This is a genomic window from Spirosoma sp. 209 (assembly GCF_002006735.1).
Classification (GTDB): Bacteria; Bacteroidota; Bacteroidia; order Cytophagales; family Spirosomataceae; genus Spirosoma; species Spirosoma sordidisoli.
This window is the reverse complement of the sequence record NZ_MVEC01000002.1, coordinates 266176-290922: the sequence shown is the minus strand read 5'-3', so window position 1 is coordinate 290922 and position 24747 is coordinate 266176. Positions and strand designations below refer to the sequence as shown.

The following is a 24747-nucleotide window of genomic DNA, read 5'->3' as shown; positions in this document are numbered from 1 at the left end:
GCAAGCAAATCCTGGTTTTCCCCGAGGTTTCGACAGGGTCTATTGATTTCCAGAGGGCAGGTCACACGATAGGTACAAAAAGCCAGCGTTTTTCAAGGCGCTGGCTTTTGGAATGGCAGGTAGTTTTGCCTGTCGACTCAAAACAAATTCGGGTAATCCGTAATGATGCCATCTACGCCTAACCCCGTCAGCGCGTCGATTTCAGGCTTGGTGTTTACTGTCCACGGAATAATCTTCAGGCCCTGCTCGTGGCAGGCTTTCACTAACTCGGCGGTAACGGTTTTGTAGTAGGGGCTGTAGATGGCCGGTTTGAAACCCAGCGTTTGCAGGTTCTCAGCCAGCGTTTTGGGGTTGGCCGTCAGGTGGGCCAGTACCACATTGGGGTGTTGCTCATGCAGCAGCTGCAGTGGCCGCACATCGAACGACTGAATATTGAACCGGTTACCCAGCTTCCGGCTGTTAATCACGTCCATCGCCAGCTTCACAAACTCGGCTGGGGCCGGGTGATAGGTGCCGTCGGTTTGTGGACTGCATTTGATTTCGATGTTGTAGCGCGGCTGCGGCATCCCCTTCGCCCGGGCATACACCTCCACCGAATCAATCAACTCACCAAGCAGCGGTTTGTAGGCGGCCTGTTTCTGCTGTTGCGGAAAGAGCGGGTGCGGCTTGCGACCCACGTCGTAGCGTTTAATCTCATCGTAGGTCATCTGGTACAGGTTCAGCGACTTTTCTTCGGACTTTGTTACAGGCGAACCGTCGGGTTTGGTGGCAATGTCCGACACCATGTAGGTATCATGCGAAACGACCACCTGCTTGTCTTTCGAGATGACGATGTCGAGTTCGAGTGTGGTTACGCCGAGGTCGAGGGCCTTTTTCATGGCCGCAACCGTGTTTTCAGGCATAAGACCCCGGCACCCCCGGTGACCTTGGCGGTCGAGCCTGGGCTGGGCGAACGTAAGAATTGGGAGAAGGAGAAAAATGAAAAATTTTGTCATCAGTTAGTTGGGCTTCGCCCGTCATTGGTGATTGGCCCTTCGTGCATCATTGGACATTGTTCATTTTCCAGTTACTATACCTGCCGGTAATTAATGACTGACGAAGTTTAAACAGCCAATGACTAATGACGCGCGAAGGGCTACCCACTAAAAATTATATCGCGCACCCACCTGTACCTGGAAAGGATCGTTGGTAGGGTTGGGAATGCCGGTTGCGTTGACGCGGTAGTTGTAGCGCGCGTTGGCTACGTCGAAATTTGGTACGGCTGGCGAGGTAGCTGTGGCCGCCCGGCCATTGGGGGCGTAGAGGGCCTGCGAACCCAGTGACTTGTTTACACCCCAGTCGCGTTTGAGCATGTTGGCAAAGTTGAAAATATCGGCCGAAAACTCGATGTTGTGGTTTTTGTAAATACGGAACCGCTTGGCTGCCCGGATGTCAAAGATGCCGTAAAAGGCATTGATGCCGCCGTTCCGGGGAGCAAACTGACCCGAATACGTCGTTATATAGTCTTTTATACTTTGACTGGCATCAGGGCTGTTAAGCAGGTTTTGCAGTCCCGTACGGATGTTTTCGGGAACTTCGGCGCTGTTGCGGTCGAAGATAAACGCCAGGTCGTTCTGACCCGCTACAAAGTCACCGTTGCTGTTCACGCCCGACAGCAGGGTGTAGCGCGTACCGCCCAGTCCTGAATAGCGAACGCCCACCGTGATGCCCCAGAACGTGGGCAGCGTGCCATACACCACGACCTTGTGCCGGAACTGGTTGTCGGAATAGGTCATGCGGGTCAGGTTGCGCGGGTCGTCGACCACGGGTTGCACCAGCGTAGCTGTGTTCGCTACATTACCGTTATAGGAGGTATTGTCGCGCACATCGCTCCAGGTATAGCTTGCCGAAATTTCACCATCACGGAAGTAGCGGTACGTAGCGTCTACAACAGCCGCAAACTGATTCACCCGGCCATCGCTCGTTAGCTCCAGTACTCGACCCAAGCGGTTGCTGATGCGCCCGTCGAGCCAGTTGGCCGCGCCATTGGCAGGCATCCGGTTCAGCGGCACAAACACGCCCCGGTTGCCTTCGTTCGAGAGTCGGAAGAAAGGCTCGGAGGGCATATTGCGGTCCACGTAGGTGTAGTTGTTGCGGGCCAGCGACATAAAGCCCGACAGGCTCACCTTCAGGCGGTCGTTGATGAAGCGCGTGTACGACACGTTGGCTTTGTAAAGTACGGGTACGCGGGCATCGGCCCCGGTCAGGTTGATGGTTGGCAACTGAAACTGCGCCAGCGTCGGAATGCTGTTGTAATCCTGCCGGTATGCCGCAAAATTTGGTGCTGGCACGTCAGCCCCGCGCACATCGACGGTGGCCAGGTTCGAGCCATCGAAAGTCAGGTTATTGATGAGCATGTAATTGTTGATGTCCGAGGCAAACACGCCCGCGCCCAGCCGGATAATGTCACGACGCTGCTCATTCACGTCCCAGGTAAACTGCAACCGTGGCTGAGCCATGAACGTCCGCAGGCGGTTGTCGGTCCGCAGGCCCAGATCCTCTAACACTGCCTGATTTAGCGAAGCTTTGGGGAAGTGGGCGTAATCGAAGCGCAGGCCGGCGGTCATGTCGAGGCCGGGCGCGAGTTTGGTCGCCATCTGGCCATAAACACCTGCGTTCCAGATGCCCCCGCGCACACTCCAGTCGTCTTTGAGCGGCACTTCGCGGAAGTAGCGGTAGGGCCGCAGCCGGTCGAAGTTGTCGAGGGCCGAGCCGGTTGCGTCGTTGGTATAGTGGAAACGTCCGTTTACTTCACTGCCATATACCGAGCGGGCGTTGGTGTACATCAGGTCCACACCGAACGTAAACTGCGCTCTGTCGGTGTTGTAATACAGGTTGTTGATGAGTTGCACCACGTTGTTGGTGAAGCCTTCCTGCGCAAAGCGGTGACCGCCCATCTGAATATTGGTGGCGCGGGTGGATCCGCCAATGGTCGATTGCACGTTCTCGACAATGTTGCGCGGAATGTTACGCTCAGGCAGCTGATCGCCGGGGCTGCTTAACTGGTAGGTATGGAGGTGCTGCACCTTCAACTCGTTGGTGATACGCGGGCTGACCGACGACCGAAGCGTGGCCAGCAGGCTATTGTCCCAGTTATAGTCATTGCCGGTCGACTCAAGAATGTTGATGGCTGAATTGTCGACTAAACCCAGCTTATTGCGGTCGGTGGTAAAGTTGTTGCGAACGGTCAGCAGGTTTTTGCTGTCGATCTGCCAATCGAGCCGCAGAAAACCTGTGCTGGAATTGCGTACCCGGTCAAATTGCCCGTACTGCGGAGTATTGGCCACGCCATAACGAGTGCGGGCAATGTTCACGTACCGGTCGAGCGTAGCAGTAGTCACGTTGAAACGCAACTCATCGGCGGGAGACTGAATATCGGCGATAAACAGCGGCCGCGAGTCGATTTGCCGTTCATAAACGGCGTAGTAATGCAGTTTGTCTTTAATAATCGGCCCTCCCAGCGCGAAGCCAAACTGATTTGTTGAAAACCGAACATCCCGGCGGTTCCCCCGAATATCGAATCGACTGGCCAGCTGGTTGGCGCGCGTGTAGTTGAATACGCTACCCGTAAGCTGGTTGGTACCGGCTTTGGTAACGGCACTCACAATACCGCCCCCGGCGCGGCCGTAGACTACATCGTACTGGTTCGTAATCACCTTGAACTCCCGTACGGCTTCGAGCGAGATCGTGTATGGGCCACCGCTGCGGCTGTTCGAGGCACCCGCCGAGGTGGGGTTTTTGGCCGTCGTGCCATCGATGGTGAAGTTGGTCGAAGAACCCAGTTGTCCCGACAGGTTGCCGCCCCGGCCCGCGAGTGGCGACAGGTCTGTTAGCGTTGTGAAGTTCCGGCCATTCACCGGCAGCGTAGCGATGGCCCGGGCCGATACGTCCGTGGCCGCGCCAAAGTTCTCAATTTTGTTTTTCAACCCCGAAGCGACTACATCGACCACGGCCAGGTCCTGACCGCTTTCTTTCATGTCGAGGTTGATACGAACCAAATCGCCCTGATTTAGCATGTAGCCCGTTAGTCGCTGTTCGCCGTAGCCGACAAAAGTAGCCCGGACGGTGTAGGGGCCGCCGAGGGGTAGTTCTTTGAACAGGTACTCGCCTTTAGCATTGGTGACGGTACCGACGGAGAAGCCCGTTGCTTCGTTGCGCACAACAACCGTGGCTCCCGGTAGGGGCGTTTTGCCATTTTCGAGTACAGTTCCAGTGATAGACGTTTGTGTAGTTTGCGCGGTTATGTTGCCAATGCCCACGGCGGTTAGCAACAGCAGGAGGATGAATGTGAATAATGAACGGTTCATAGTGACAGGTATATTTCCTGCCGCAAAGAGACGCGATATGCGTTATGTGGGCGTTACTCATAAATTAAGAAATTATAATAATTGTGTCTGGTACTTAATATAAAATAAGAACAGTGTGACCTGCTCTGTAGTAAGTGCCCGGAGCGTACATGCTGACCTTACCATTGATCCCAAGAAAAACCCCTGTTTACCAGAGTTTTTGGTGGAATGCTAAACGGCATATTATAAGCAACCTTAAGGCTCTTGAACGCAATGGACCTACCAGTGGCACGAGCTTGGCTGACTATCTTAGGTGGATTTTCGCAGCGTAATAGCCAAATTGGATTGGATTGTGCCGTAACAGAAACTGTTGCTTTTTATTTTCAATTACCTGTCCTATTCTTGCGGAATCCCTGAATCGAGCCCGTCAACAACCAATCATTCGTAGGGTCACTATTCATTTATGTCATGACAAAGTCTACCCAACATTTAGACAAACTGACAACCGCAGGTTTACTTGTAGCGGTCGGTATTGTTTTTGGCGATATCGGTACATCGCCACTTTACACGTACCGCGCCATAATTGAAGACCGAAGTGTGACTGAAACCCTGGCGCTGGGAGGGGCATCGGCCATTTTCTGGACGTTGACATTTCAGACCACTCTAAAATACGTGCTGATTACCTTACGAGCCGACAATAATGGGGAGGGTGGGATTTTTTCGCTTTACGCCCTAATCAGGCGATACGCCAGATGGCTCCTATTTCCCGCTATTGCGGGGGGGAGCTTTCTCATTGCTGATAGCATCATCACCCCACCCATTTCGGTATCGTCTGCCATTGAAGGGTTGTTGCCGATTTATCCTGACCTGCCTACGGTCCCGATCGTACTGGCGGTTCTGTTGGGGTTGTTTCTGGTGCAGCAGGCTGGCACAAACCGGCTGGGTAATGCCTTTGGGCCGATCATGACCGTCTGGTTTACAATGATTGGCCTGTTAGGAGTGGTGCACATTGTCCAGAATCCTGCGGTTGTTCGCGCCCTTAATCCCTACTATGCCTACGAATTGATTGTCCACTATCCTGAAGGTTTCTGGCTGCTGGGTGGGGTGTTTCTCTGCTCAACAGGTGCTGAAGCGCTTTATTCCGACATGGGCCATGTGGGTCGGCGAAATGTGCAGGTGTCCTGGGTTTATGTCAAACTTTGTCTAATACTCTGCTATTTAGGGCAGGCAGCCTGGCTGCTCGACCATACTGGTCAGCCATTGGGTAATCAAAGCCCGTTTTTCGGATTAGTACCCGACTGGTTTATGTTACCTAGTATCGGTATTGCCACACTGGCAACAATTATTGCCTCCCAGGCGCTGATTAGTGGCACGTTCACATTGGTGTCGGAAGCTTTCCGACTGACGCTGTTGCCTAAGCTACGGATCGTATTTCCTTCCGATGCGCGGGGGCAGGTGTACATACCGGCGTTCAACTGGCTGCTGATGGCAGGCTGTTTTGCGGTCGTACTGTACTTTCGCGAATCAAAAAACATGGAAGCGGCTTTTGGACTGTCGGTCAATCTAACAATGCTGATGACAACCGTATTGCTGGCTATGTACCTTTACAGCCGTCACGTCAGCCTCTTCTGGGTAGGGGCGCTGTTGCTGGTTTTTCTGGTTATCGAGAGCGCATTTCTGGTAGCCAACCTGCGAAAGTTTACCCACGGTGGCTGGGTGTCGCTCCTGCTGGGTTTCATCATGACTACGGTGATGCTGGTGTGGTACTATGGCAGTCGCATCAAACGCCGACTAACCCGCTACGTCAGCCTACGCGATCATCTGCCCATCCTAAAACAGCTCAGCAACGACGAGTCTGTACCGAAATATGCCACGAATCTTGTTTACCTGACTGCATCTGATCAGCCAGCGCAGGTGGAAGAGAGTATTATTAGTTCTGTGCTGGAAGGTCAGCCTAAACGCGCTGATGTGTACTGGCTAATCCACGTTGACTTAATGGACGAACCGTATACGACCGAGTATAGCTTAGATATTTTAGAGCCAGAAGAAGTGGTCCGTATAACTTTCCGGCTGGGGTTCCGGGTACAGCCCCGCATCAACTTGTTATTCCGCAAAGTTGTTGAGGAGCTGGTGCGTTGCCGAGAAATTACGCTTCGACCCAACTACCAGCCGCTGCACGCAAAAGCCAACGCCATCGGTGACTTTCGCTTTATCGTTATCAATCGGTTTTTGTCCTATGATAACGATCTCAATTCGCTCGATACGTTTATCATGAACAGCTACTTCGCCTTGAAAAGTATTAGCGTAGCCGATGAGCGAGCATATGGACTAGACACCCAGAACGTAGCTACTGAGCAGGTGCCTCTGATCGTCAAACCTGCTGAATTTGTCCGGTTGCGTCGGGTCGACTCGCCAACCAGCACCGAACAAGTTCCTGACCATCGGGGATGATTTTGGCACCAAAACACCCCCATATTGGATAGGTTTTGTGTTAATATAACTTGCATCTACAGGGAGCAAAAAACCGTTTTGGCCGCCCACCTTGCCTCTTGCTTATACCTGACGACCATAGCGATTTGTTTGATATTGACTCCTGGTTTGAGTTGCTCTGCCAGATGCTAGGGGCTGCCGACTTATGAGGAGATGACTTATTTCTGAACGCGGATACTGGCTTTGATTCAACGCAGACTAAAGTACGGCTCGCATCGTTGGACAGACAGAAAACCTTCGCCATTACGTATTCGATTGTTAAAAACGCCTAAATTGCTATAGTGCCTGATCTGGTAGTCGGTTCGGCTCTGTCATGTGGTTGTCATACGCATTATAAATTATTCATGTCTCGCCCTCGTTTCGACGATATTTTTATGGAACTGGCCGTTAACCTGGCCAAGCGTTCTCATTGCATCAAAGCCCAGGTCGGGGCCGTTCTGACCCGCGATACCCGCATCATATCCATCGGATACAATGGCCCCCCCGCCGGTACCCATAATTGCGACGACGAGTTTCCCGAAACGGGTTGCCCCCGCGACTCGAAAGGCTCGTGTTCGCTGGCGTTGCATGCCGAAGAAAATGCCATTCTGTACGCAGCCAAGAACGGCTCAGAAGTTGAAGGTGCCACTATCTACGTGACCCTGTCGCCCTGTATTGCCTGCGCCCGTATCATCTACAGTATGAAAATAGCAAGGGTTGTTTTCCTGCATTCCTATGCCGAATACAAAGGCATTGGCTCGGACGAAGGCGTCGACTTTTTGCGCCGATTCGGTGTCACGGTTGAGCGCTACGTGCCGAGTCCGGGGTTTGACATCCAGTCTGAGCCGCCCATTCCTAAAAAAGCGGTCTCGGCGCCCGTATTATGAATATTCTGGCACATGCCTACCTGTCGGGTCAGGACACAGGACTCATCGTTGGTAACTTTATTGGCGATTTTATCAAGGGTGATCCGGCCGGGCTCCGCCATCATCTGCTGCCGGGCGAGATAGCGGGGGTGCGGCTGCATCGGGCCATCGACCTGTTTACGGATACCCATACCGACGTAGCCGCCGTGCGCGATATCCTGCATCCACGCTGTCACAAATACGCCGGGGCGGCTGTCGACGTTTTTTTTGATCATTTTCTGGCGGTGCGCTTCCAGGAACTTACGGGTCAGTCGCTGTCCGCCTTCACGACCGATTTTTACCAGACGCTGCTTCGGCACACGACCAATTTCCCGGCTACCGCTCTGCGGATGCTCGACGCCATGATTCGATACGACTGGCTGACGCATTACCAGACGCTCGACGGCATTAACCGGTCGCTAACGGGTATTTCGCGCCGAACGGCGTTTCCGTCGGGCCTCGAGACGGCTGTCGAAGACCTGCAAACGTATTACGTTGAGATCGAAACCCGGTTCATGCACTACTGGCCACAGTTGACGGCCGAGGTCGGGCGGGTTAAAAGGCAGCTGGCCGAAACGACCTGAGCCGACCTGGCGTTCGTAGTCCAAACGGCGTCGCGGGCTGGCAAAGGCCGAAAATCGTTACTTTTGTTGTTCACCATCGGCATTTGTCGTAGGGGAGGCTGGCCTTCGTTCTGCCCGCGACCCCGCCTGTATAATCTCCTGGTACGTCTTGATTGCTGCAGTTGATACCCTCCTGAAAGATATTCGCAACAAGCGAATTGCTCCTGTTTACCTCGTTCATGGCGACGAGCCCTATTATATCGACCGAATTGCTGAGGAGCTCGAAAAAGTAGCCGTACCGGTAGCGGAACGCGGTTTCAATCAGTTCGTGCTTTTTGGGAAGGATACCGATGTGGGCGCTGTGCTCAACTACGCCCGGCGTTACCCCTTCATGGCCGAACGCCAGCTGGTACTTGTCAAAGAAGCCCAGCAGATGGCCGGTATCGGCGATAAATCGGCGCAGACCCTGCTCGAAGATTACGCGCTCAATCCGCTGGCCAGTACGATTCTGATGCTCTGCTATACCAAAGAGGACGGTAAACCAGGGCTCGACGAGCGGAAGTCGTGGGTGAAAGCGTTCGGGACCAAGGGAAAGCTGCTGGGTGTCAAGAAGCTGTATGATAACAAAGTGCCTGACTGGATTGGGGAGTATTGCCGGGAGCAGGGTACGAAAGTAAGCCCGAAAGCCTGTCAGTTACTGGCCGATCACATTGGTAACGACCTCAAGCGACTCGCCAGCGAAATCGATAAAATACTCATCAATCTGCACGTTGGCGAGGAGATCTCAGCGGCAACGGTAGAGCGGCTGGTCGGAATCAGCAAAGAATACAATGTTTTCGAACTGCAGAAGGCCCTCGTGCAGCGAGACGTCGTAAAAGCCAACCGGATTGTCGATTACTTTGCCCGTAACCCGAAAGATAATCCACTGGTTGTTATTCTGGCGCAGCTGTTTGGCTATTTCAGCAAGGTAGTACTGGTGCAGGCCTCACCCGACCAGTCCGAGAAAGGACTGGCCTCGGTGCTGGGCGTTAACCCGTTCTTCGTCAAAGATTATCTGTCGGCCGCCCGTACGTTCCCGCTGGCTAAAGTGGCAGACATTATACACGCCATCCGACGAGCCGATGCGCAGAGTAAAGGGATCGACGCGCCCACCCTTACCGAAGGCGATATTCTCCGGGAACTCGTATTTACGGTGCTGCACTAACAATCACTCGCTTTATCTGTTATATTTGCAACTATGTTGCAGGAGTAGAGGTGAGTTGTACTCAGCCTTGCGCCTGCCAGTTTCAATAACAGATGAGTGCAGGGCGGACAGTAAGTCGAATGGTAAGTGTGCTGATGGGGATATGTACAGTATCTCTGGCTCAGGCACAGACGTCCTGCACGGCTGTATTGAGTGGGCGGATTCTGGACCAGGCCAGCCACCAGCCGCTTCCGGGGGCTACGGTCTACATTCGTGAGCTGGGCACTGGTGCCGTAGCCGATACAAACGGAATGTTTCGGGTGGCCGCCGTCTGTGCTGGTCAGTATACGATCGACTACCAGTTTGTCAGCTACCAGAAGCTGGAGCAGCGGATAACGATCGGGGCGGATACGCTTACAACGCTCCCTACGGTACAGCTCGCTCCGGATAGCCGCACATTACAGGAAGTTGTTGTGACCGAGTACCGATCCGAAGCGCAGCAGTTGCTTCAGGTCCAAACTTCGTTGAGCGGAAACGCGCTGGAAGCCACCCGCGGTCAGTCGTTGGGCGAGAGCCTCAAAACGTTGCCGGGTTTGTATACGGTGCAGACAGGCCCCTCCATTGCAAAGCCGGTTATTCATGGTTTATACAGCAACCGGATCATAACCCTGAATAACGGTATTCGTCAGGAAGATCAGCAGTGGGGTAGTGAACACGCTCCGCAGATCGACCCGTTTCTGGCATCCCGCATAACGGTCATTAAAGGAGCGGCCAGTATACGGTATGGCTCCGACGCCATTGGTGGGGTCATTTTGGTCGAGCCCCGGCCCATGCCCGTCAAGCCTGGTTTTGGGGCTGAACTGAATGCCGTTGGCGGTACAAATGGTCGGCAGGGTACCCTGTCGGGGTTTGTTGAGCAGGCCTTTGGGGGCAAACTCAATGGGTTGAGCTGGCGGTTACAGGGAACCATAAAACGGGTAGGCTACGCCCGGACCCCCAACTATTACCTCGACAACAGCAGTTACCACGAGACCAACGGCTCCGGGCAGCTAAGCTATAGCCGGAATCTCCCGAGCGGGAGTACCGTTGGGACTGACCTGTATTACAGTCTTTTTACTACCAAAGTAGGCTTGTTTACGGGCGCACAGGTGGGCAGTCTGGCCGATTTTTACGCGGCTATAGCCCGCCCCGAACCCTTACGCCAGCCTGGTTTTTCGTACGACCTGAGCCGACCCTACCAGCAGGTCCAGCACGAACTGCTGAAGTTTCGGACGTTTGTGCGGTCCGACCGATGGGGCACGCTGACATTTACCTACGCCCGGCAGCAGAACATACGACGCGAATACGATTTTTTGTCCTTCAGCCGGGCTACCGACCCCGAACTATACCTGAAGCTGGTTAGCCAGACCGCCGATCTGATCTGGGAGCGGAAGCCAGTTAAGCTGGCTAACGGAGGTACCCTGTCGGGGAGTGCCGGTTTTAACGGGATCACGCAGGGCAACGTTCGGCAGTTTCTGTTTCTGATCCCGAACTACCGAAACTACGGTGCCGGTCTGTTCGCCATTGAGCGCTACGCAAACGACCGCTGGACCCTGGAGGCCGGCGTCCGGTACGACTACCGCTGGTTGCGTGCCTTCTTCCTCAACGAGCAAACCAGTACCGTTACCAACACAACCCGTCAGTGGCAGAACGGTAGTGGCTCGGTTGGTGCCACCTACCAGCTGAACCAGCGGCTATCGCTGGCAGGTAATCTCAGCACGGCCTGGCGGGCTCCCAACGTCAACGATCTGTACTCGAACGGCTTGCACCAGAGCGCCGTGGCCTACGAGCGGGGTAACCCCAACCTTCGGGCCGAGCAGGCCTATAACGCTACGTTCTCGCTGGAATATACCAGCAAACGACTTTACCTGGATCTGGGCCTGTACAACAACCGGATCGACAACTTCATTTATTTGAAACCTGACTCCGTACCTATTGTCCGGCAACGGGGGGCCTTTCCGGCGTATACCTACACGGCCGTTCAGGCAACCTTCCGGGGGGTAGACGCTACGATTCGCTACAAAATCGTTGACCGTCTGGCGCTTACGTCGAAAACGTCGTTGCTGCTGGCCTACGCCCGTTCAACGGACCCGGCTACCCGGGGGGCACATGAGTACCTGGTGTACATTCCACCGAACCGAACTGACAATAGCCTGCGCTATGAGCTAAAGGATGCCAACCGGTTCTCAAGTATGTACGTCAGTGTCAGCAGCCAGTATGTGGCCCGGCAAAACCGAGCGCCGGCGGTATCGCAGCGGCAGGAGGGAGGGCAGCTCATTTTTACCGGCGATTTTGCTCCGCCCCCGCCCGCCTATACCCTGTTCGGGGCCGAAATGGGCTTCACGTATCGGATAGGCACCCAACCGCTGGGTGTCATTTTAACCGGAACCAATCTGCTGAACCGGGCTTACCGCGACTACCTGGACCGGTTTCGCTACTTCACCGACGAGCCGGGCCGGGCCATCTGGCTTAAGCTTAGACTGCCTTTAGCCTTTGGTCGTAGTTAGTCGCTTCGGCTTTATGGTCTGCTTTTTCAACCTGATGTTTCACATAAATCGTTAACTACCAATGAACATGTTCCGTCAATCGCTCCTCTTCCTGTTACCCATGGCTCTGCTGGTTGCTGCCTGTAACAACGATGAAGAAAACCCGACCCCAACCGACGATAACGAAGCGATCACCACGGCTACGCTGACGCTTACCAGCCAGACTACTCCCGTTCAAACCGTGACTGCAACGGTCGAGAACCTGAACACGAACGCTGATTTCAGCCGGGCTACCCTGACGCTTCGGCCCAATACAACCTATACGGGGGTTTTATCCCTGCTGGATAAAACAAAAACGCCCACGCTCGACGTATCGGCCGAAGTGGCCGAAGAGGCCAATGAACACCTCGTGGTGTATACGTTCACACCAACTACGGGCTCGCCCGCATCCGTGACCGTAACGGCTACCGATCGGGATACCAACCCCGCGCCGGGACCTTATCCTATTGGGTTAGCCACGCAGATACGAACCGGGGCTGCCGGCAGTGGAAAACTGAAGGTCGTGTTGCGGCACCAGCCTAACGTAAAGAACGGCACCCCCCAGCCAGGTTCGTCTGATCTGGATACCGACTTCTCGGTCACCATTCAGTAAGCCGAATGGACGACTCGCGTTAACAGCAGCAGGCCACTACCCCAGGGTAGTGGCCTGCTGCTGTTAACAGGACTTGGGTCTGTTAATAAGGGAGTGCACAAAGCTGGTTATACGCGACCACCATCTCACCAAACCGATCCCAATCCCGGCGGGTCGCTACGGGGTAATTTCGGATGAACTCAGAACAATCACCGAAAATAGCGTCATGTACCGCTTCCAGACTGCCTGGCCGGGCAATCAGAGGGGACTGTCCGTTTTTCACGACAACATAGCTAAGATCCCGGCGGTGGCTGAGGGTAAAGTTGCCAAACGAATACTCGATGGTCCGCTTCCAGCCCGATACGTCGAAGTAAAGCGCCAGTGGTCCGCCCGCTGGCGTCAGTCTTTCCAGTAACATGGGCTTGCCACCACGACGAGGATTCGGCACACGCTCAAACACAATCGTTTTCCGGTCTCGCGGAATACTCCCCGTCACATAGGCGAAGTCAGGAATCTGCTGAACCAGTGTACGGAGTTCATCCCCGCTCATTTTTACTCTTTTGTCGCCGGCAAGCCGAATGACTATACCCGTTGGCGAGCCGTTGACGACTGACCCCACGCGAACCTGACCGGCCAGTGTATCGCCCTGATGGCTGACGACGTATCCGTCGACCCAGCTCGTTATCGCACCCAGCGGATCATACTGGGCATTGCTTATATGGCTCCCTAGCAGGAGGAGCCCGAAGACTATTTTTTTCATGAGAAAGCAGTTCAACCAGCAGGTGGTAGAACAAAGCTAAACGTGACTAAATGGCCCCTCAACCAGGGCGATGTTAATCAGTAGATAAATAAGGATGAACTGACAAAATCGGGCCCTGAATCGGTAGTATCTACTTTTAATAAATATCTAGGTATAGTCTACAGGATAAGTGATTATTTTGTAGATATGAAACACTTGTACTACGTAAATATTATCTTATTTCTGACAGGCTTGACGGCTTACGCCCAGCTTCCAGCCCCGCATGAGGGGTATGTGGAAGTCGGCGGTATGGCAGCGTCGAGCGCGCGAACACCTTTTTGGCTTCGGGCCAACCAGTTTGGCACTATACCGCTGTCGGCACCGGCAGTAACCGGGCGGGCAGGTATTCGCGGACGCATACTGCTGACGGATACGACGAAACAAACGGCCCGAAAGCCCTGGACGGTGAGTTATGGAGCCGAACTGGTTGGGAATGCCGGTCGGGACAATCAACTACTGGCGCCTGAATACTTCGTGAGTCTGACCCACCGTCAGATCCAGCTTACCGCAGGTCGTCGGCGTGAGGTGATCGGGTTAGTAGATACAACGCTGTCTTCCGGATCGTACGCCTGGTCAGGAAACGCCTTGCCGCTGCCAAAAATCCAGTTCGGAACCCGGGGGTTTGCCCCGCTGGGTCGGCGGCAATGGCTGGCCATCAATGCGTTCATAGCCCACGGGCTATTTGCCAATACCGACTACATGCAACATTCATTTCTCCATCAGAAATCGATCATTTTGCGAGTTGGTAAACCGACATCGGCCATACGGGTGTACGGGGGCATAAATCACAGCGTTCAGTGGGGCGGGCATTCTGATTATCTCGACTACCATTATGCGGTGAATGGGCAGTTGCCCGGACAGTTGCGCGACTTTCCAAACGTACTTTTTGCCATTCGCACGGGCGGGTTAAACAACCCTCGGGTTACTTCCTTCGACTATGTCAATCTGTATGGTAACCATGTCGGCAGCATCGATCTGGGCATGGAACTTAGGCTGGCCTCGGTTCACCTGATGCTCTATCACCAGCACAGTTTCGACGACGCATCGGGTATGCTTCTCCAGAACGTTCCAGATGGGTTGAGCGGATTGCGTATCCGCCCGCAGAAGCATGGGTCGGCCGACTTTCATATTGATGCGGTGCTGGTTGAATTTCTGTCTACCCTGCATCAGAGTGGTCCCAGTTTTTACCAGGCCAATACCCATACGAAGGGAGCGGATAACTACTTCAATAATGGACAGTATGCCGAGGGCTGGACGTATAACGACCGGGTAATTGGTACGCCGTTCATTACCCGCAAACAGGATCTCAGTCCAGACCTGCAGAACAACACACAGTGGACCATAAACAACAACCGCCTGCAGATGGCACACGTTGGCCTGAGCGCTACCCTGGCGCAGCGCATAAGCTGTCTGGCCAAGGTGTCGTATAGCCAGAACTACGGTGTACCTGGTGAGCCTCTTCCTGGTACGCCTTCCCAGTGGTCGTCGCTGCTGCAGCTCCAAACCCCGGTTTCCTGGATGGGTGGGATGACGCTGACCGCGGCTGTGGCTGCCGACATAGGCGAGCTATACACCAATTCGATAGGCGGGTCTGTTGGCCTTCGAAAAACGGTCTGGCAAAAGTAAAACCGCAGTCTGACAGCAACTGCTGACTGGAATCAGTCAGACTGAATCTGAACCCCCTGTTGGTGGGCAGCCTGTTTAATACGATCCTTAATAATCTGTAGGTCGTCGGCATCGTACCTGGCCGCATTGTCTTTATGGTTGATGTAAGACCAGGCAGCCCGAACGTGATCGGGAGTGTCGATGGGGTATTTCTTGTTGACCGGATCGGCAAACGGTACATCCCCGTATTTGTGCTCGCCTTCTGACGGACGCACATCGTTGCGACGGTCAATGTCTGGGTTCTTTTTCATAACGTTATCAGTGACAGGTAAAAGTTATATAGATTCAGCCTGGTAGCCAGCTTGCTCAACAGCTTCGACAACGGTTTGGCTCACGCGGTTGTCGACCGTCTGAACGGTTAGCAGGTGATCCGGAATGGCGTAACGGCCGCTACCCCCTCATGATCGCTAATATTCGTTTTAAACGTGAGTGTTTTCATCGTAATCAATTCTTGTGACTATATTCCGGATAAACGGGTCTGTATTGGGTTGGTTTGATAATGCGATAAAACGGGAGACCAGCAGCCAAAGCGCTGCCAGTCCATAGGAACAAAGCTCCGCAGGTTAATGAGTGTACCCCTGAGGTTTATGTTTTTTTGATATATATAGGCTTTAAATACTATACTAGCACAGTGAATGCCGGAAAGCGGAGCTGGGAGCTGGACGTTTGGATGAGGCATTACCGTATAAACGCGCCCGTTACCGGTTGGCTTGTGATCTAGCCAGGACGTATGTATCGGATACGGGGTGAATGAGTCAGAAGAGCAGTATAGACAGGTCGCGCGAAGGAACGGTAAGCGCTGCTCAGGGCGCAGAGGGCCCTACTAAAAACGCCAAAACCCGCTGCTGGGCGGGTCTGGAGCAAAATTACAGGTAGCGGGGAGCAGGATCGAACTGCCGACCTTAGGGTTATGAATCCTACGCTCTAACCATCTGAGCTACCCCGCCGTCTTGATGGCACAAAAGTAAGGAAAAAATCAGCGTTCCCCAAAAGTGCGCGTTGACTTTCGCAAAAAATTTCGTTTACCTTTGCCGGGGTCCCCCCTTGATCATTACCAACTATGGAGAAATTAAAATTTGTTGCGGAATACGAGCTCCGGGCGTCTCCCAAAATGCTGTTCCCCTATATCAGTACAGCCTCCGGGTTGTCGCAGTGGTTTGCCAGTAAAGTGAATACCCTGCCCGAACAGCGCTTCGATTTTCAGTGGGATAACGAAAGCCATATTGCCCGGCAGGTATCCATGCGCCAGAACAAGGGTGTGCGATTCGAATTTCTCGACACTGCCGAAAACGGATCCGACAACAACTACGTCGACTTCCGTGTCGACCAGTCGGAGCTGACTCAATCTACGTTTCTGCGCGTTACAGACTACTCCAGCACCACCGACGAAGACGAACTGAAAGACCTCTGGGATGGTTTAATGGATAAGCTCAAAGAGATTGTCGGTAGTTAAAAATGCTTAATGGATAATGGATACGGTGTAGTTGCTCGTTGGATATATACCGACATCTCACACCTTCTCTTATGCATTATTCATTCGAATGAAAAAGATAGATAAACTGGTACTCGGCTCTTTTTGGGGGCCATTCTTCCTGACTCTCGGCGTCGTCATCTTCATATTCCTGATGCGACTGCTGATGTTCTACATCGACGAGTTTGTTTCCAAAGACCTTGACATGGCCACGTTTGGCCGGTTACTGTTCTACTTTGCCCTGCTGACCGTTCCGACCGCCCTGCCGCTGGCCGTGTTGCTATCTTCCCTGATGACCTTCGGCAACCTGGGCGAGTTTTTCGAGCTGACCGCGCTCAAAAGTGCGGGTATTTCGCTCACCCGGGCCATGCGCCCCCTGCTGATCGTGGCCATCTTCATCAGCGTGTTCTCATTCTGGTTCAACAATGTGGTTTCGCCCTGGGCCAACCTGAAAGGGTACAGTCTGCTCTACGACATTAAAACGGCTAAAGCAACGCTGAACCTGAAGGAGGGTATTTTTTACAACGACCTGCCCGGCTACAGCATTAAAGTTGATAAGAAGGTCAAAGCCAGTAAAGAGAGCACAACGGGTGACCTGCTTAAGGGCCTCGTGATTTACAAACAGGCAACAAACGGTATGGAGACCGGCAATCGGGAGATCATTCTGGCCGATTCCGGTCGAATGTATACCGACAAAGACCGGACCTACCTCGTTTTCGAACTTTTCAATGGCAACGACTATCAGGAGTATACCGACAACAATACGGTGAGCTATGCCAGCGACGGAACCAGCAAAGGGGCTCAGTTTGTCAGAAATGGATTTAAAAACTATCGGCTTGTGATCAGCCTGGAATCGTTCGGTATCAAGCGCACGGACGAAAACCAGTTCGAATATCACGAGTATATGAAAAACCTGAGTGAGCTGGCCAGTCTGACCGATTCGCTCCGAAAAGATTACAAGAACACGAGTTTGAGCGTGGCCAGTACATCACGTCAGTATTATAGCTATCAATTCAAAGCCGACGAAGCCGCTAAATTTCAAAAAGCAAAAGACGGTAAATGGGTCGACTCGCTGCTCAGAAAGCAGGATGCTACCCGGCCCGATTTTGCCCAGACAGCGCTCAGCCAGGCCCAGAACGTTCTGAACTATGCGACATCGAACGTATCCTACCTGGCCGAAAAAGAGAAGAGCGTCTGGAAATACCAGCTCGAAAGCCACCATAAATTCACCCAGGCTATCTCTATCTTCGTCATGTTCCTGATTGGCGCATCCATGGGGGCCATCATTAAAAAAGGTGGCTTTGGACTACCGGTACTGATCGCCATTGTCTTTTTTATCTTCCTGTACGTATTGACCATTGCGGGCGATAAATACGCGAAAGACGGATTAATATGGGTACCAATCGGCGCGTGGCTGGCTAACCTGGTTTTGTTTCCAATTGGGTTATTTTTGATGCAACGCGCCCGCTACGATTCGCGTCTATTCGATAAAGATGTATACATCATTGCCTGGGGGCGGCTGAAACAGAAATGGGCCCAACGACGCCAGCAGGCCGTTACCGGAGGCATGTCATAAAGCGAAGCCTGTTTTGTGACAATTCATAACATTTCTGGTCATAATTTACAGGAGGCTTCCCGGTTTTTTCCTATCTTTGCACCCAAATTCATTTTTTCAATTATAATTAGCTGTCTGAAGATGTATTTAACGACCGAAAAGAAACAGGAGATTTTCTCCACCTCGGGCTTTGCCAAAAGTGCAACGGACACCGGGTCGGCCGAATCCCAGATCGCGCTGTTTACGTACCGGATCAGTCATTTGACCGAGCACCTGAAAGTTCACAAGCACGATTACGGCACCCAACTGGGTCTTTTGAAATTAGTAGGTAAACGCCGGCGTCTGCTGAACTACCTGATGAAAAAAGACATCACCCGTTACCGGGCTATTCTGGCTGCTCTGGGTCTCCGGAAATAATTCAAGGCCACTGATGAAGGGAATCTGCTCAACAACCAAGTCCGGTCGAGTAGATTCCCTCATTTTTGTTGTTTACTTACTGATGCGATGATTGCTGCGGTGAGAAGTTTGTTGTCTGTAAAGCTGTAAGAGGGCGTATCCAAAATCTGTTGTATGTTTCAAATCACCACGCAATCCGTTGCGCTGCCCGACGGGCGGGAAATCACCATCGAAACCGGTAAACTGGCCCGACAGGCCGACGGCGCGGTGGTTGTACGACTAGGCGACACCATGCTGTTGGCCACGGTCGTATCCAGTAAAGATGCTAAAGAAGGCGTTGACTTTCTGCCTTTATCCGTTGATTATCAAGAGAAATTTGCGTCGGCTGGCCGGATTCCGGGAAGCTTCCAGCGCCGGGAAGGCCGCCTGGGCGACCATGAAATCCTGATCAGCCGGTTGGTTGACCGGGCGTTGCGTCCAATCTTCCCCGAAGATTACCATGCCGATACCCAGGTGATGATCACCCTGATCTCGGCCGATCCGGAAGTTCAACCCGACGCCCTGGCGGCCCTGGCCGCTTCGTCGGCCCTGGCGGTATCCGACATCCCCTTTAACGGTCCGATCTCCGAAGTACGCGTTGCCAAAATCGATGGCGAGTACCGGATTAATCCAAAAACGGCCGATCTCTCGCGGGCAACTATCGATCTGATCGTAGCCGCAACGGCAAAAGACATATGTATGGTAGAAGGCGAAATGAGCGAATGCTCAGAAGCCGAAGTGGTTGAAGCGCTGAAAGCGGCCCACGAAGCCATTAAAGTACAATGCCAGGCGCAGCTCGAACTGCAAACCAAAGTTGGCAAGACCGAAAAACGGCAGTATAGCCACGAAACCCACGACGAAGAACTCCGTGCGGCCGTTCGGGCGTATTGCTACGACAAAATATACGAAGTAGCCCGCCGTCAGAATCCCAATAAAAAGAGCCGAAGCGAAGGGTTCCGCGACGTTCGTGACGAGTATCTGGCCACCTTCCCCGAAGGCAGCGAGGTAAACGTTTCGCTGGTGAAAACCTATTTCAGCGATTTGGTCTGGGAAGCGTCACGTCGGCTGGTGCTCGACGAGCGCACCCGGCTGGACGGTCGCCGTCTCGACGAAATCCGGGCTATTTCAGCGGAAGCTGGTTACCTGCCCGGGCCACACGGTTCGGCGCTGTTTACCCGCGGAGAAACTCAATCGTTGACGACGGTAACGCTCGGTACCAAAGTAGATGAGCAGATCGTTGATCAGGCGATGCACCAGGGTTACAGCAAATTCCTGCTTCACTATAACTTTCCTGGCTTCTCAACCGGTGAGGTGAAACCTAACCGGGGTGCTGGACGTCGGGAAATCGGCCATGGTAATCTGGCCCACCGCTCGCTGAAAAAAGTGCTGCCACCCGAAGCGGATAACCCGTATACAATCCGGATTGTATCAGATATCCTGGAGTCGAACGGGTCGTCATCCATGGCAACCGTTTGCGCGGGTACCATGGCGCTGATGGATGCCGGCATCAAGATCAAGGCACCTGTCGCTGGTATTGCCATGGGGCTGATCTCGGACGGTGAAAAATACGCCGTGTTGTCCGATATTCTGGGTGATGAAGATCACCTTGGGGATATGGACTTTAAAGTGACAGGTACTGAGAAAGGCATCGTTGCCTGCCAGATGGACCTGAAGGTAGATGGTCTTTCGTACGAAGTGCTGGCTCAGGCTCTGGAGCAGGCCCGTGCTGGCCGTCTGCATATCCTGGGCGAGATGAAGAAAGGCATCACCGAAGTTCGGGCCGATCTGAAACCACACGCGCCACGGGCCGTAGTGATCAAGATTGAAACGAATCAGATTGGCGCCGTTATCGGACCAGGTGGTAAGGTCGTTCAGGATATCCAGAAAGATTCGGGTGCTGTGGTGAACATCGATGAGCACGACAATGCTGGTTGGGTGAGCATCTTTGCTACCAACAAAGAAAGTATGGACCGGGCTGTTTCACGGGTGAAAGGCATTGTAGCCGTACCGGAAGTGGGCGAAACGTATGTCGGTAAAGTAAAAACCATCCAGCCCTTCGGCGCCTTTGTCGAGTTTATGCCGGGCAAGGACGGATTATTGCACATTTCTGAGATCAAGTGGGAGCGTCTGGAAACGATGGACGGTGTACTGCAGGTTGGTGAAGAAGTGACGGTAAAACTGATTGACGTAGATAAAAAGACCGGAAAATATCGTCTGTCGCGTAAAGTTTTGCTGCCCAAGCCGGAGAACAAAAACGCGTAAGCCTTTGTTACTTTTTTGTGTAATGCAGCGTCGTACGTTTGCGTTATACAGTCACCCCACCCGGGCAACGTATCATGAGACAGCTAAAAATTTCAAAACAGATTACCAACCGCGAGAGCCAGTCGTTAGACAAGTACTTGCAGGAAATTGGTAAAGTAGACCTGCTTACACCCGACGAGGAGGTAACGCTGGCCCAGAAGATTCGCGAGGGAGACCAACTTTCGCTCGAACGACTGACGAAAGCCAACCTACGCTTTGTGGTGTCGGTGGCTAAGCAATATCAGAACCAGGGACTTTCGCTGGGCGATCTGATTAACGAAGGTAATTTAGGACTTATCAAAGCTGCCCAGCGTTTCGACGAAACACGAGGGTTCAAGTTTATTTCCTACGCGGTTTGGTGGATCCGTCAGTCTATTCTGCAGGCGCTGGCCGAACAGTCCCGGATTGTCCGGTTGCCGCTGAACCGGGTCGGTTCGCTGAACAAAATCTCGAAAACGTTCTCTGACCTCGAGCAGAAGTTTGAGCGTGAGCCGTCGCCCGAAGAGCTGGCAGCTGTGCTGGAGATTTCGGCCGCCGAGGTAGTTGACACCCTGAAGATATCAGGTCGTCATGTATCGATGGATGCGCCGTTTGTACAGGGTGAAGAAAACAGCCTGCTCGACGTACTTGAGAACGATGGCGAAGACAAGCCTGATTCGGGCCTGATCAACGATTCGCTCCGGAAAGAAGTGCAACGGGCTCTTTCGACACTGACCCAGCGCGAAGCGGATGTGATTACGCTTTACTTTGGACTCAATGGTGAGCATGCCATGACGCTCGAAGAAATAGGCGAGAAGTTCAACCTGACCCGGGAGCGGGTTCGTCAGATTAAAGAGAAAGCGATTCGCCGGTTACGTCATACATCGCGTTCAAAGGCGCTGAAAACGTATCTTGGCTAGTTACGAGCTAGCGTAACAAAAGCAACAATGCCTTCGTCCGGGACGAAGGCATTGTTGCTTTTACTGAAAATCAATTAGAGTTGCCCCTAACAAAAAGAGAGAAATTCGCAGGAATTTCTCTCTTTTTGTTAGGGGGTATGTACTGTTAATTTTTCAAGATCCAGGCGGTGGTACCGGCCAGTTCCGTAATAGCGGTAGCGCTGGCTACTGCTTCGGCCCGATCGGCAGAACCCGAGGCTGCCACTTTATAAAGCTGGCCTTTAGCGGCAGGCATAATGATGAAAGCGTCTACATACCCGGCTTTGCGTAACTGACGACGAAGCCGAAGCGCATTCCGTTTGCTGGCAAAGCTACCGGCAATGACGGTGAAGTGCGGACCTGTACGAACCGGCTTAGCAGCTACCTCGACAGGCTGTTTACTAACCGTAGGCGTGGCAGCTGGCTGTGTAGCAGGTTCCGCTTTGGCGACCGGCTTCGCCACAGGGGCTACATCGGCTGGCAGGTTCACTTCAGGTTTTGCGGCTGTTGCTGATGGGTTCGGAACGGCTTTCTCTACAACAACTACTTTAGAAGACTCAGTATTGGGGGCTGATTTGGAAAACCAGTTGTCAGGGATGCGGAACAGATTGGCCGGGTCAACGCTACTTTGCTGAGGCTGACCTGGCTTGATGACCGAGAAATAACTAACGAGTCCTAACGAGCCGACCAGTAGCGTGGCTGCTGCAATGCGCCAGTAGGGGCGGGCCGGGCGCAGGGGCGTCAGGGTAGCCTCTTCATCGCGAACGAGAACGGGCCCGGCAGCCGTAACCGGAACCGCTTCGATGGACGGCTGGGGCTGGAGTTGACGATTGATGGCTGTTGCCGAGATGGCACTCATTCCGTACGCTTCGCCGAAGAAGTTATGGCGCAGGTTTGGTTCAAACTGTAACCGGCCCTCGTCATTATGACTGAATGACCCAATACCGTCCAGTTCGAACCGGTCGGTTAACTCGACCTGACTGCGCAGCTCGCTAACAAACTGACTGATATGGCGTTGGGCCAGTTCACGAGTAACCGGCTCGTGGAGCATGATGTAGTTGGCCAGAATACCATCGTCCAGACGAAGTGCTTCGTTGAAAGCAACCCGCTTGCGGGGAGGTAAAAACAGACCACTCTCTTCCGTAAATGAGGCTGGTTGGTAATGGGTCAGAAAGGCTCCCAGTTCAGGTACAACCACACAGTCGTACTGATAAAGAAGCTTTTTGAGGTACTCATTAACGGATGCCATAGTGTCAGGGGCAGGATTAGAACGAATAACTGATTCCTCCGAGAAAGTTAAGGCCTTGTACCTGATAATACAAATATCGCTGGTACTGCTGGCCAAAGATATTATTTAACGCGACAAAAGCCGAAACCTGCTTACCCAGGAAATAATCGATCTTGACGTTGGCATCATAGATCGGTTTGAGCGTGTAGGTAAGGTTAGAGGTGAAGTTTTTATTCTTGATCCCTTCGTAGAAATACAGGTCGGCCGTGATAAATAATTTTTTGTTCAGCACGTAGGAGTTAGTCCAGGTAGCGGCAACGCGCGGGCGGCCCCAGGCTTCGTCGAGCCGCTCAAGACCGTAGCGAAAGAAATCGCCCCGAAGCGACGAGCGGAACTTGTCTTTCTGGGCATAGGCCAGTTGAGCCGAAATGGTCAGTACTCTCGACACTCCACCATCGTAGAGAATAAAGAATTTGGTAGTGTCGGGAATGCTGTTGTTGAAGGTAGAGAAATTCCGGTAGCTGGCATAGGAAACCTTGCCTTCATAGGAGAAGCCTCCCCCCAGATTTCCCTTCGAGCCGCCGTAAATGTCCAGTGACTTAACTGTGTTGGCCAGCAGTACTTCCGGAGCGAGCCATCGGTTCTCGGTCAGGAATGAGCGCAGGGTATTTCGGTTGATATCCCCGTCGACCCCGGCAAAGAAATGGATGTTTCCCGTTGGCACAACATCAATATCAAGGACAGGAAACGCCCGCGTGCTGTTGATCGACTGTCGTTTATCGGTCTCGTTGACGGCGTTGATCCCCGCCGTGACGGTCAGAAATGACGAGCTGTATTTAAAGGTGGGCTTTACCCGGAACAGATTCCGGTTGTCGACGATAGGGCCGTCAGAACGCTGGGTCACGTAAGCGTCAGCGGCCACCAGTGCAAAAACGTTGTCTGTAATACCAAGCGACGCGTTGAAGTTAGTGCCCCAGTCCGTCTCAGCCGCGTTGAACCGGTCGCGCAGGGAGGTGATACCGGTTTTCAGCGAGTAGTCGATTGCATTCTCAGCATTGGCGTTCTCGATACCAAGCCGGAAGTTGAGTGTATTCAGTCGCTGCCGGATCCGGTCCGGGTTGAAGTCGGGCCGGGCCGCGTACTCACGGCTATAGCCATAAAAACCGTAGGCGTTTCGGTCGAAACCCAGATCGGCCTGAAACTTAAACGCATCGGTCAGGTATTTGCCCGTTACGTTCAGGCGGGTATCGGCCTGCGCTGAATTTTTACCGTCGACGGGGCCGATGCCGGACGACAAATGGCGGGCCGAGGCTTCGAGCGACAGGTTCGACAGGTTGTTTAGCCCTACGAAGCCTTCACCAAAAAATGAGCTGTAGTTACCGGCCCCCAGCTTTACGTAGTTATCATAAGCCGGATTTTCGTCAGGAGCGGTAGTGGCCGGGGCTAACACGCCGGGTGTGATCCGGGGATCGCCAACGGTCAGTTTTCGATCTTCAAATTCGTACGTCAGCTTACGCTGTTCGGTAGACGGCTTTACCGAAGGAATTTTGTTAAAGAGCCGGTTGGCCGGAGGAAGCTCAATCTTCCGGCTTTTTTCTACGGTTATTTCCTGGTTATCGATCTCGCCTTCCTTTACGGGTCGGGTTGGCCGGGGCTGCTGTGCTAACACGGCCGCAGAGACGAAGAGCAGGGGGAGGGTATGTAAGGGACGTACAGTCATAAGGGATGCACGATAAACTGACAAGGCTAAACGATGAATGATACCGTGGGCAGGG

The 24747-nt window shown here is 53.2% G+C and carries 18 protein-coding genes and 1 tRNA gene; 12 read left to right on the top strand and 7 right to left on the bottom strand.

What is annotated here, in order from left to right; genetic code table 11:
- Nucleotides 1-137: 137 nt before the first annotated feature.
- Complete coding sequence (locus B1C80_RS04380; protein WP_077919845.1) at nt 138-995, bottom strand: glycerophosphodiester phosphodiesterase family protein; 858 nt, start codon at nt 993-995, stop codon at nt 138-140.
- Between the two features lie 147 nt (nt 996-1142).
- The gene (locus tag B1C80_RS04375) at nt 1143-4346 is read right to left on the bottom strand and encodes a carboxypeptidase-like regulatory domain-containing protein (RefSeq protein ID WP_077919844.1); all 3204 of its coding nucleotides are present in this window, start codon (nt 4344-4346) and stop codon (nt 1143-1145) included.
- A gap of 447 nt (nt 4347-4793) precedes the next feature.
- Between B1C80_RS04375 and B1C80_RS04370 the strand changes: the two genes are divergently transcribed.
- From B1C80_RS04370 to B1C80_RS04345, 6 genes are all read left to right on the top strand, one after another.
- Nucleotides 4794-6776 carry a KUP/HAK/KT family potassium transporter gene (locus tag B1C80_RS04370; protein ID WP_077919843.1) on the top strand — a complete coding sequence of 661 codons (1983 nt, stop codon included), beginning with the start codon at nt 4794-4796 and terminating at the stop codon, nt 6774-6776.
- A gap of 383 nt (nt 6777-7159) precedes the next feature.
- The gene (locus B1C80_RS04365; protein WP_077919842.1) at nt 7160-7681 is read left to right on the top strand and encodes a dCMP deaminase family protein; all 522 of its coding nucleotides are present in this window, start codon (nt 7160-7162) and stop codon (nt 7679-7681) included.
- Entirely contained in the window at nt 7678-8283 is a 606-nt protein-coding gene (locus B1C80_RS04360) for an ACP phosphodiesterase (RefSeq protein WP_077919841.1), read from the top strand. Before B1C80_RS04365 ends, B1C80_RS04360 begins: the two co-directional genes overlap by 4 nt.
- A gap of 148 nt (nt 8284-8431) precedes the next feature.
- Nucleotides 8432-9466: a DNA polymerase III subunit delta gene (holA, locus tag B1C80_RS04355; protein WP_077919840.1), complete on the top strand. Its 1035-nt coding sequence runs from the start codon at nt 8432-8434 to the stop codon at nt 9464-9466.
- A gap of 119 nt (nt 9467-9585) precedes the next feature.
- Nucleotides 9586-11991 carry a TonB-dependent receptor gene (locus B1C80_RS04350; RefSeq protein ID WP_236648611.1) on the top strand — a complete coding sequence of 802 codons (2406 nt, stop codon included), beginning with the start codon at nt 9586-9588 and terminating at the stop codon, nt 11989-11991.
- Nucleotides 11992-12052: 61 nt separating this feature from the next.
- A complete protein-coding gene (locus tag B1C80_RS04345) occupies nt 12053-12622 on the top strand; it encodes a hypothetical protein (RefSeq protein ID WP_077919838.1) in 570 nt (189 codons plus the stop codon).
- Between the two features lie 82 nt (nt 12623-12704).
- On the opposite strand, the gene B1C80_RS04340 is transcribed toward B1C80_RS04345, so the two are convergent.
- Complete coding sequence (locus B1C80_RS04340) at nt 12705-13361, bottom strand: hypothetical protein (protein ID WP_077919837.1); 657 nt, start codon at nt 13359-13361, stop codon at nt 12705-12707.
- 186 nt (nt 13362-13547) lie between these two features.
- On the opposite strand from B1C80_RS04340, the gene B1C80_RS04335 reads away from it, so the two are divergent.
- Nucleotides 13548-15026, top strand: coding sequence for a capsule assembly Wzi family protein (locus tag B1C80_RS04335; RefSeq protein WP_077919836.1), 1479 nt, complete (start codon nt 13548-13550; stop codon nt 15024-15026).
- A gap of 32 nt (nt 15027-15058) precedes the next feature.
- Here B1C80_RS04335 and B1C80_RS04330 read toward each other — a convergent pair whose 3' ends face one another.
- Nucleotides 15059-15316: a DUF6582 domain-containing protein gene (locus B1C80_RS04330; protein WP_077919835.1), complete on the bottom strand. Its 258-nt coding sequence runs from the start codon at nt 15314-15316 to the stop codon at nt 15059-15061.
- A gap of 622 nt (nt 15317-15938) precedes the next feature.
- Nucleotides 15939-16012 (bottom strand) — tRNA-Met (locus B1C80_RS04325).
- Nucleotides 16013-16125: 113 nt separating this feature from the next.
- Between B1C80_RS04325 and B1C80_RS04320 the strand changes: the two genes are divergently transcribed.
- The 5 genes from B1C80_RS04320 (at nt 16126) to B1C80_RS04300 (ending at nt 21726) form a co-directional block, all read left to right on the top strand.
- Nucleotides 16126-16518, top strand: a complete 393-nt coding sequence (locus B1C80_RS04320; RefSeq protein WP_077919834.1) for an START-like domain-containing protein — start codon at nt 16126-16128, stop codon at nt 16516-16518.
- A gap of 88 nt (nt 16519-16606) precedes the next feature.
- Nucleotides 16607-18112, top strand: coding sequence for an LptF/LptG family permease (locus B1C80_RS04315; protein WP_077919833.1), 1506 nt, complete (start codon nt 16607-16609; stop codon nt 18110-18112).
- Nucleotides 18113-18232: 120 nt separating this feature from the next.
- Entirely contained in the window at nt 18233-18508 is a 276-nt protein-coding gene (gene rpsO / locus B1C80_RS04310) for a 30S ribosomal protein S15 (protein WP_077919832.1), read from the top strand.
- Nucleotides 18509-18661: 153 nt separating this feature from the next.
- Nucleotides 18662-20788 carry a polyribonucleotide nucleotidyltransferase gene (locus B1C80_RS04305; protein WP_077919831.1) on the top strand — a complete coding sequence of 709 codons (2127 nt, stop codon included), beginning with the start codon at nt 18662-18664 and terminating at the stop codon, nt 20786-20788.
- Between the two features lie 74 nt (nt 20789-20862).
- Complete coding sequence (locus B1C80_RS04300) at nt 20863-21726, top strand: RNA polymerase sigma factor RpoD/SigA (protein WP_009282104.1); 864 nt, start codon at nt 20863-20865, stop codon at nt 21724-21726.
- A gap of 145 nt (nt 21727-21871) precedes the next feature.
- Here the strand turns inward: B1C80_RS04300 and B1C80_RS04295 are convergent, their stop codons facing one another.
- Together B1C80_RS04295 and B1C80_RS04290 are read right to left on the bottom strand one after the other, a co-directional pair.
- Nucleotides 21872-22993 (bottom strand): SPOR domain-containing protein, encoded by a 1122-nt coding sequence (locus B1C80_RS04295; RefSeq protein ID WP_077919830.1) that lies wholly within the window; start codon nt 22991-22993, stop codon nt 21872-21874.
- Nucleotides 22994-23009: 16 nt separating this feature from the next.
- A complete protein-coding gene (locus B1C80_RS04290; RefSeq protein WP_077919829.1) occupies nt 23010-24692 on the bottom strand; it encodes a hypothetical protein in 1683 nt (560 codons plus the stop codon).
- Nucleotides 24693-24747 lie beyond the last annotated feature (55 nt).

What these genes read in the sequence shown, in the direction of transcription:
- B1C80_RS04380 (WP_077919845.1), bottom strand. Translation starts at nt 995, where the DNA reads ATGACAAAATTTTTCATTTTTCTCCTTCTCCCAATTCTTACGTTCGCC.
- B1C80_RS04375 (WP_077919844.1), bottom strand. Translation starts at nt 4,346, where the DNA reads ATGAACCGTTCATTATTCACATTCATCCTCCTGCTGTTGCTAACCGCC.
- B1C80_RS04370 (WP_077919843.1), top strand. Translation starts at nt 4,794, where the DNA reads ATGACAAAGTCTACCCAACATTTAGACAAACTGACAACCGCAGGTTTA.
- B1C80_RS04365 (WP_077919842.1), top strand. Translation starts at nt 7,160, where the DNA reads ATGTCTCGCCCTCGTTTCGACGATATTTTTATGGAACTGGCCGTTAAC.
- B1C80_RS04360 (WP_077919841.1), top strand. Translation starts at nt 7,678, where the DNA reads ATGAATATTCTGGCACATGCCTACCTGTCGGGTCAGGACACAGGACTC.
- B1C80_RS04350 (WP_236648611.1), top strand. Translation starts at nt 9,586, where the DNA reads ATGGTAAGTGTGCTGATGGGGATATGTACAGTATCTCTGGCTCAGGCA.
- B1C80_RS04345 (WP_077919838.1), top strand. Translation starts at nt 12,053, where the DNA reads ATGAACATGTTCCGTCAATCGCTCCTCTTCCTGTTACCCATGGCTCTG.
- B1C80_RS04340 (WP_077919837.1), bottom strand. Translation starts at nt 13,361, where the DNA reads ATGAAAAAAATAGTCTTCGGGCTCCTCCTGCTAGGGAGCCATATAAGC.
- B1C80_RS04335 (WP_077919836.1), top strand. Translation starts at nt 13,548, where the DNA reads ATGAAACACTTGTACTACGTAAATATTATCTTATTTCTGACAGGCTTG.
- B1C80_RS04330 (WP_077919835.1), bottom strand. Translation starts at nt 15,316, where the DNA reads ATGAAAAAGAACCCAGACATTGACCGTCGCAACGATGTGCGTCCGTCA.
- B1C80_RS04320 (WP_077919834.1), top strand. Translation starts at nt 16,126, where the DNA reads ATGGAGAAATTAAAATTTGTTGCGGAATACGAGCTCCGGGCGTCTCCC.
- B1C80_RS04315 (WP_077919833.1), top strand. Translation starts at nt 16,607, where the DNA reads ATGAAAAAGATAGATAAACTGGTACTCGGCTCTTTTTGGGGGCCATTC.
- rpsO (WP_077919832.1), top strand. Translation starts at nt 18,233, where the DNA reads ATGTATTTAACGACCGAAAAGAAACAGGAGATTTTCTCCACCTCGGGC.
- B1C80_RS04305 (WP_077919831.1), top strand. Translation starts at nt 18,662, where the DNA reads ATGTTTCAAATCACCACGCAATCCGTTGCGCTGCCCGACGGGCGGGAA.
- B1C80_RS04300 (WP_009282104.1), top strand. Translation starts at nt 20,863, where the DNA reads ATGAGACAGCTAAAAATTTCAAAACAGATTACCAACCGCGAGAGCCAG.
- B1C80_RS04295 (WP_077919830.1), bottom strand. Translation starts at nt 22,993, where the DNA reads ATGGCATCCGTTAATGAGTACCTCAAAAAGCTTCTTTATCAGTACGAC.
- B1C80_RS04290 (WP_077919829.1), bottom strand. Translation starts at nt 24,692, where the DNA reads ATGACTGTACGTCCCTTACATACCCTCCCCCTGCTCTTCGTCTCTGCG.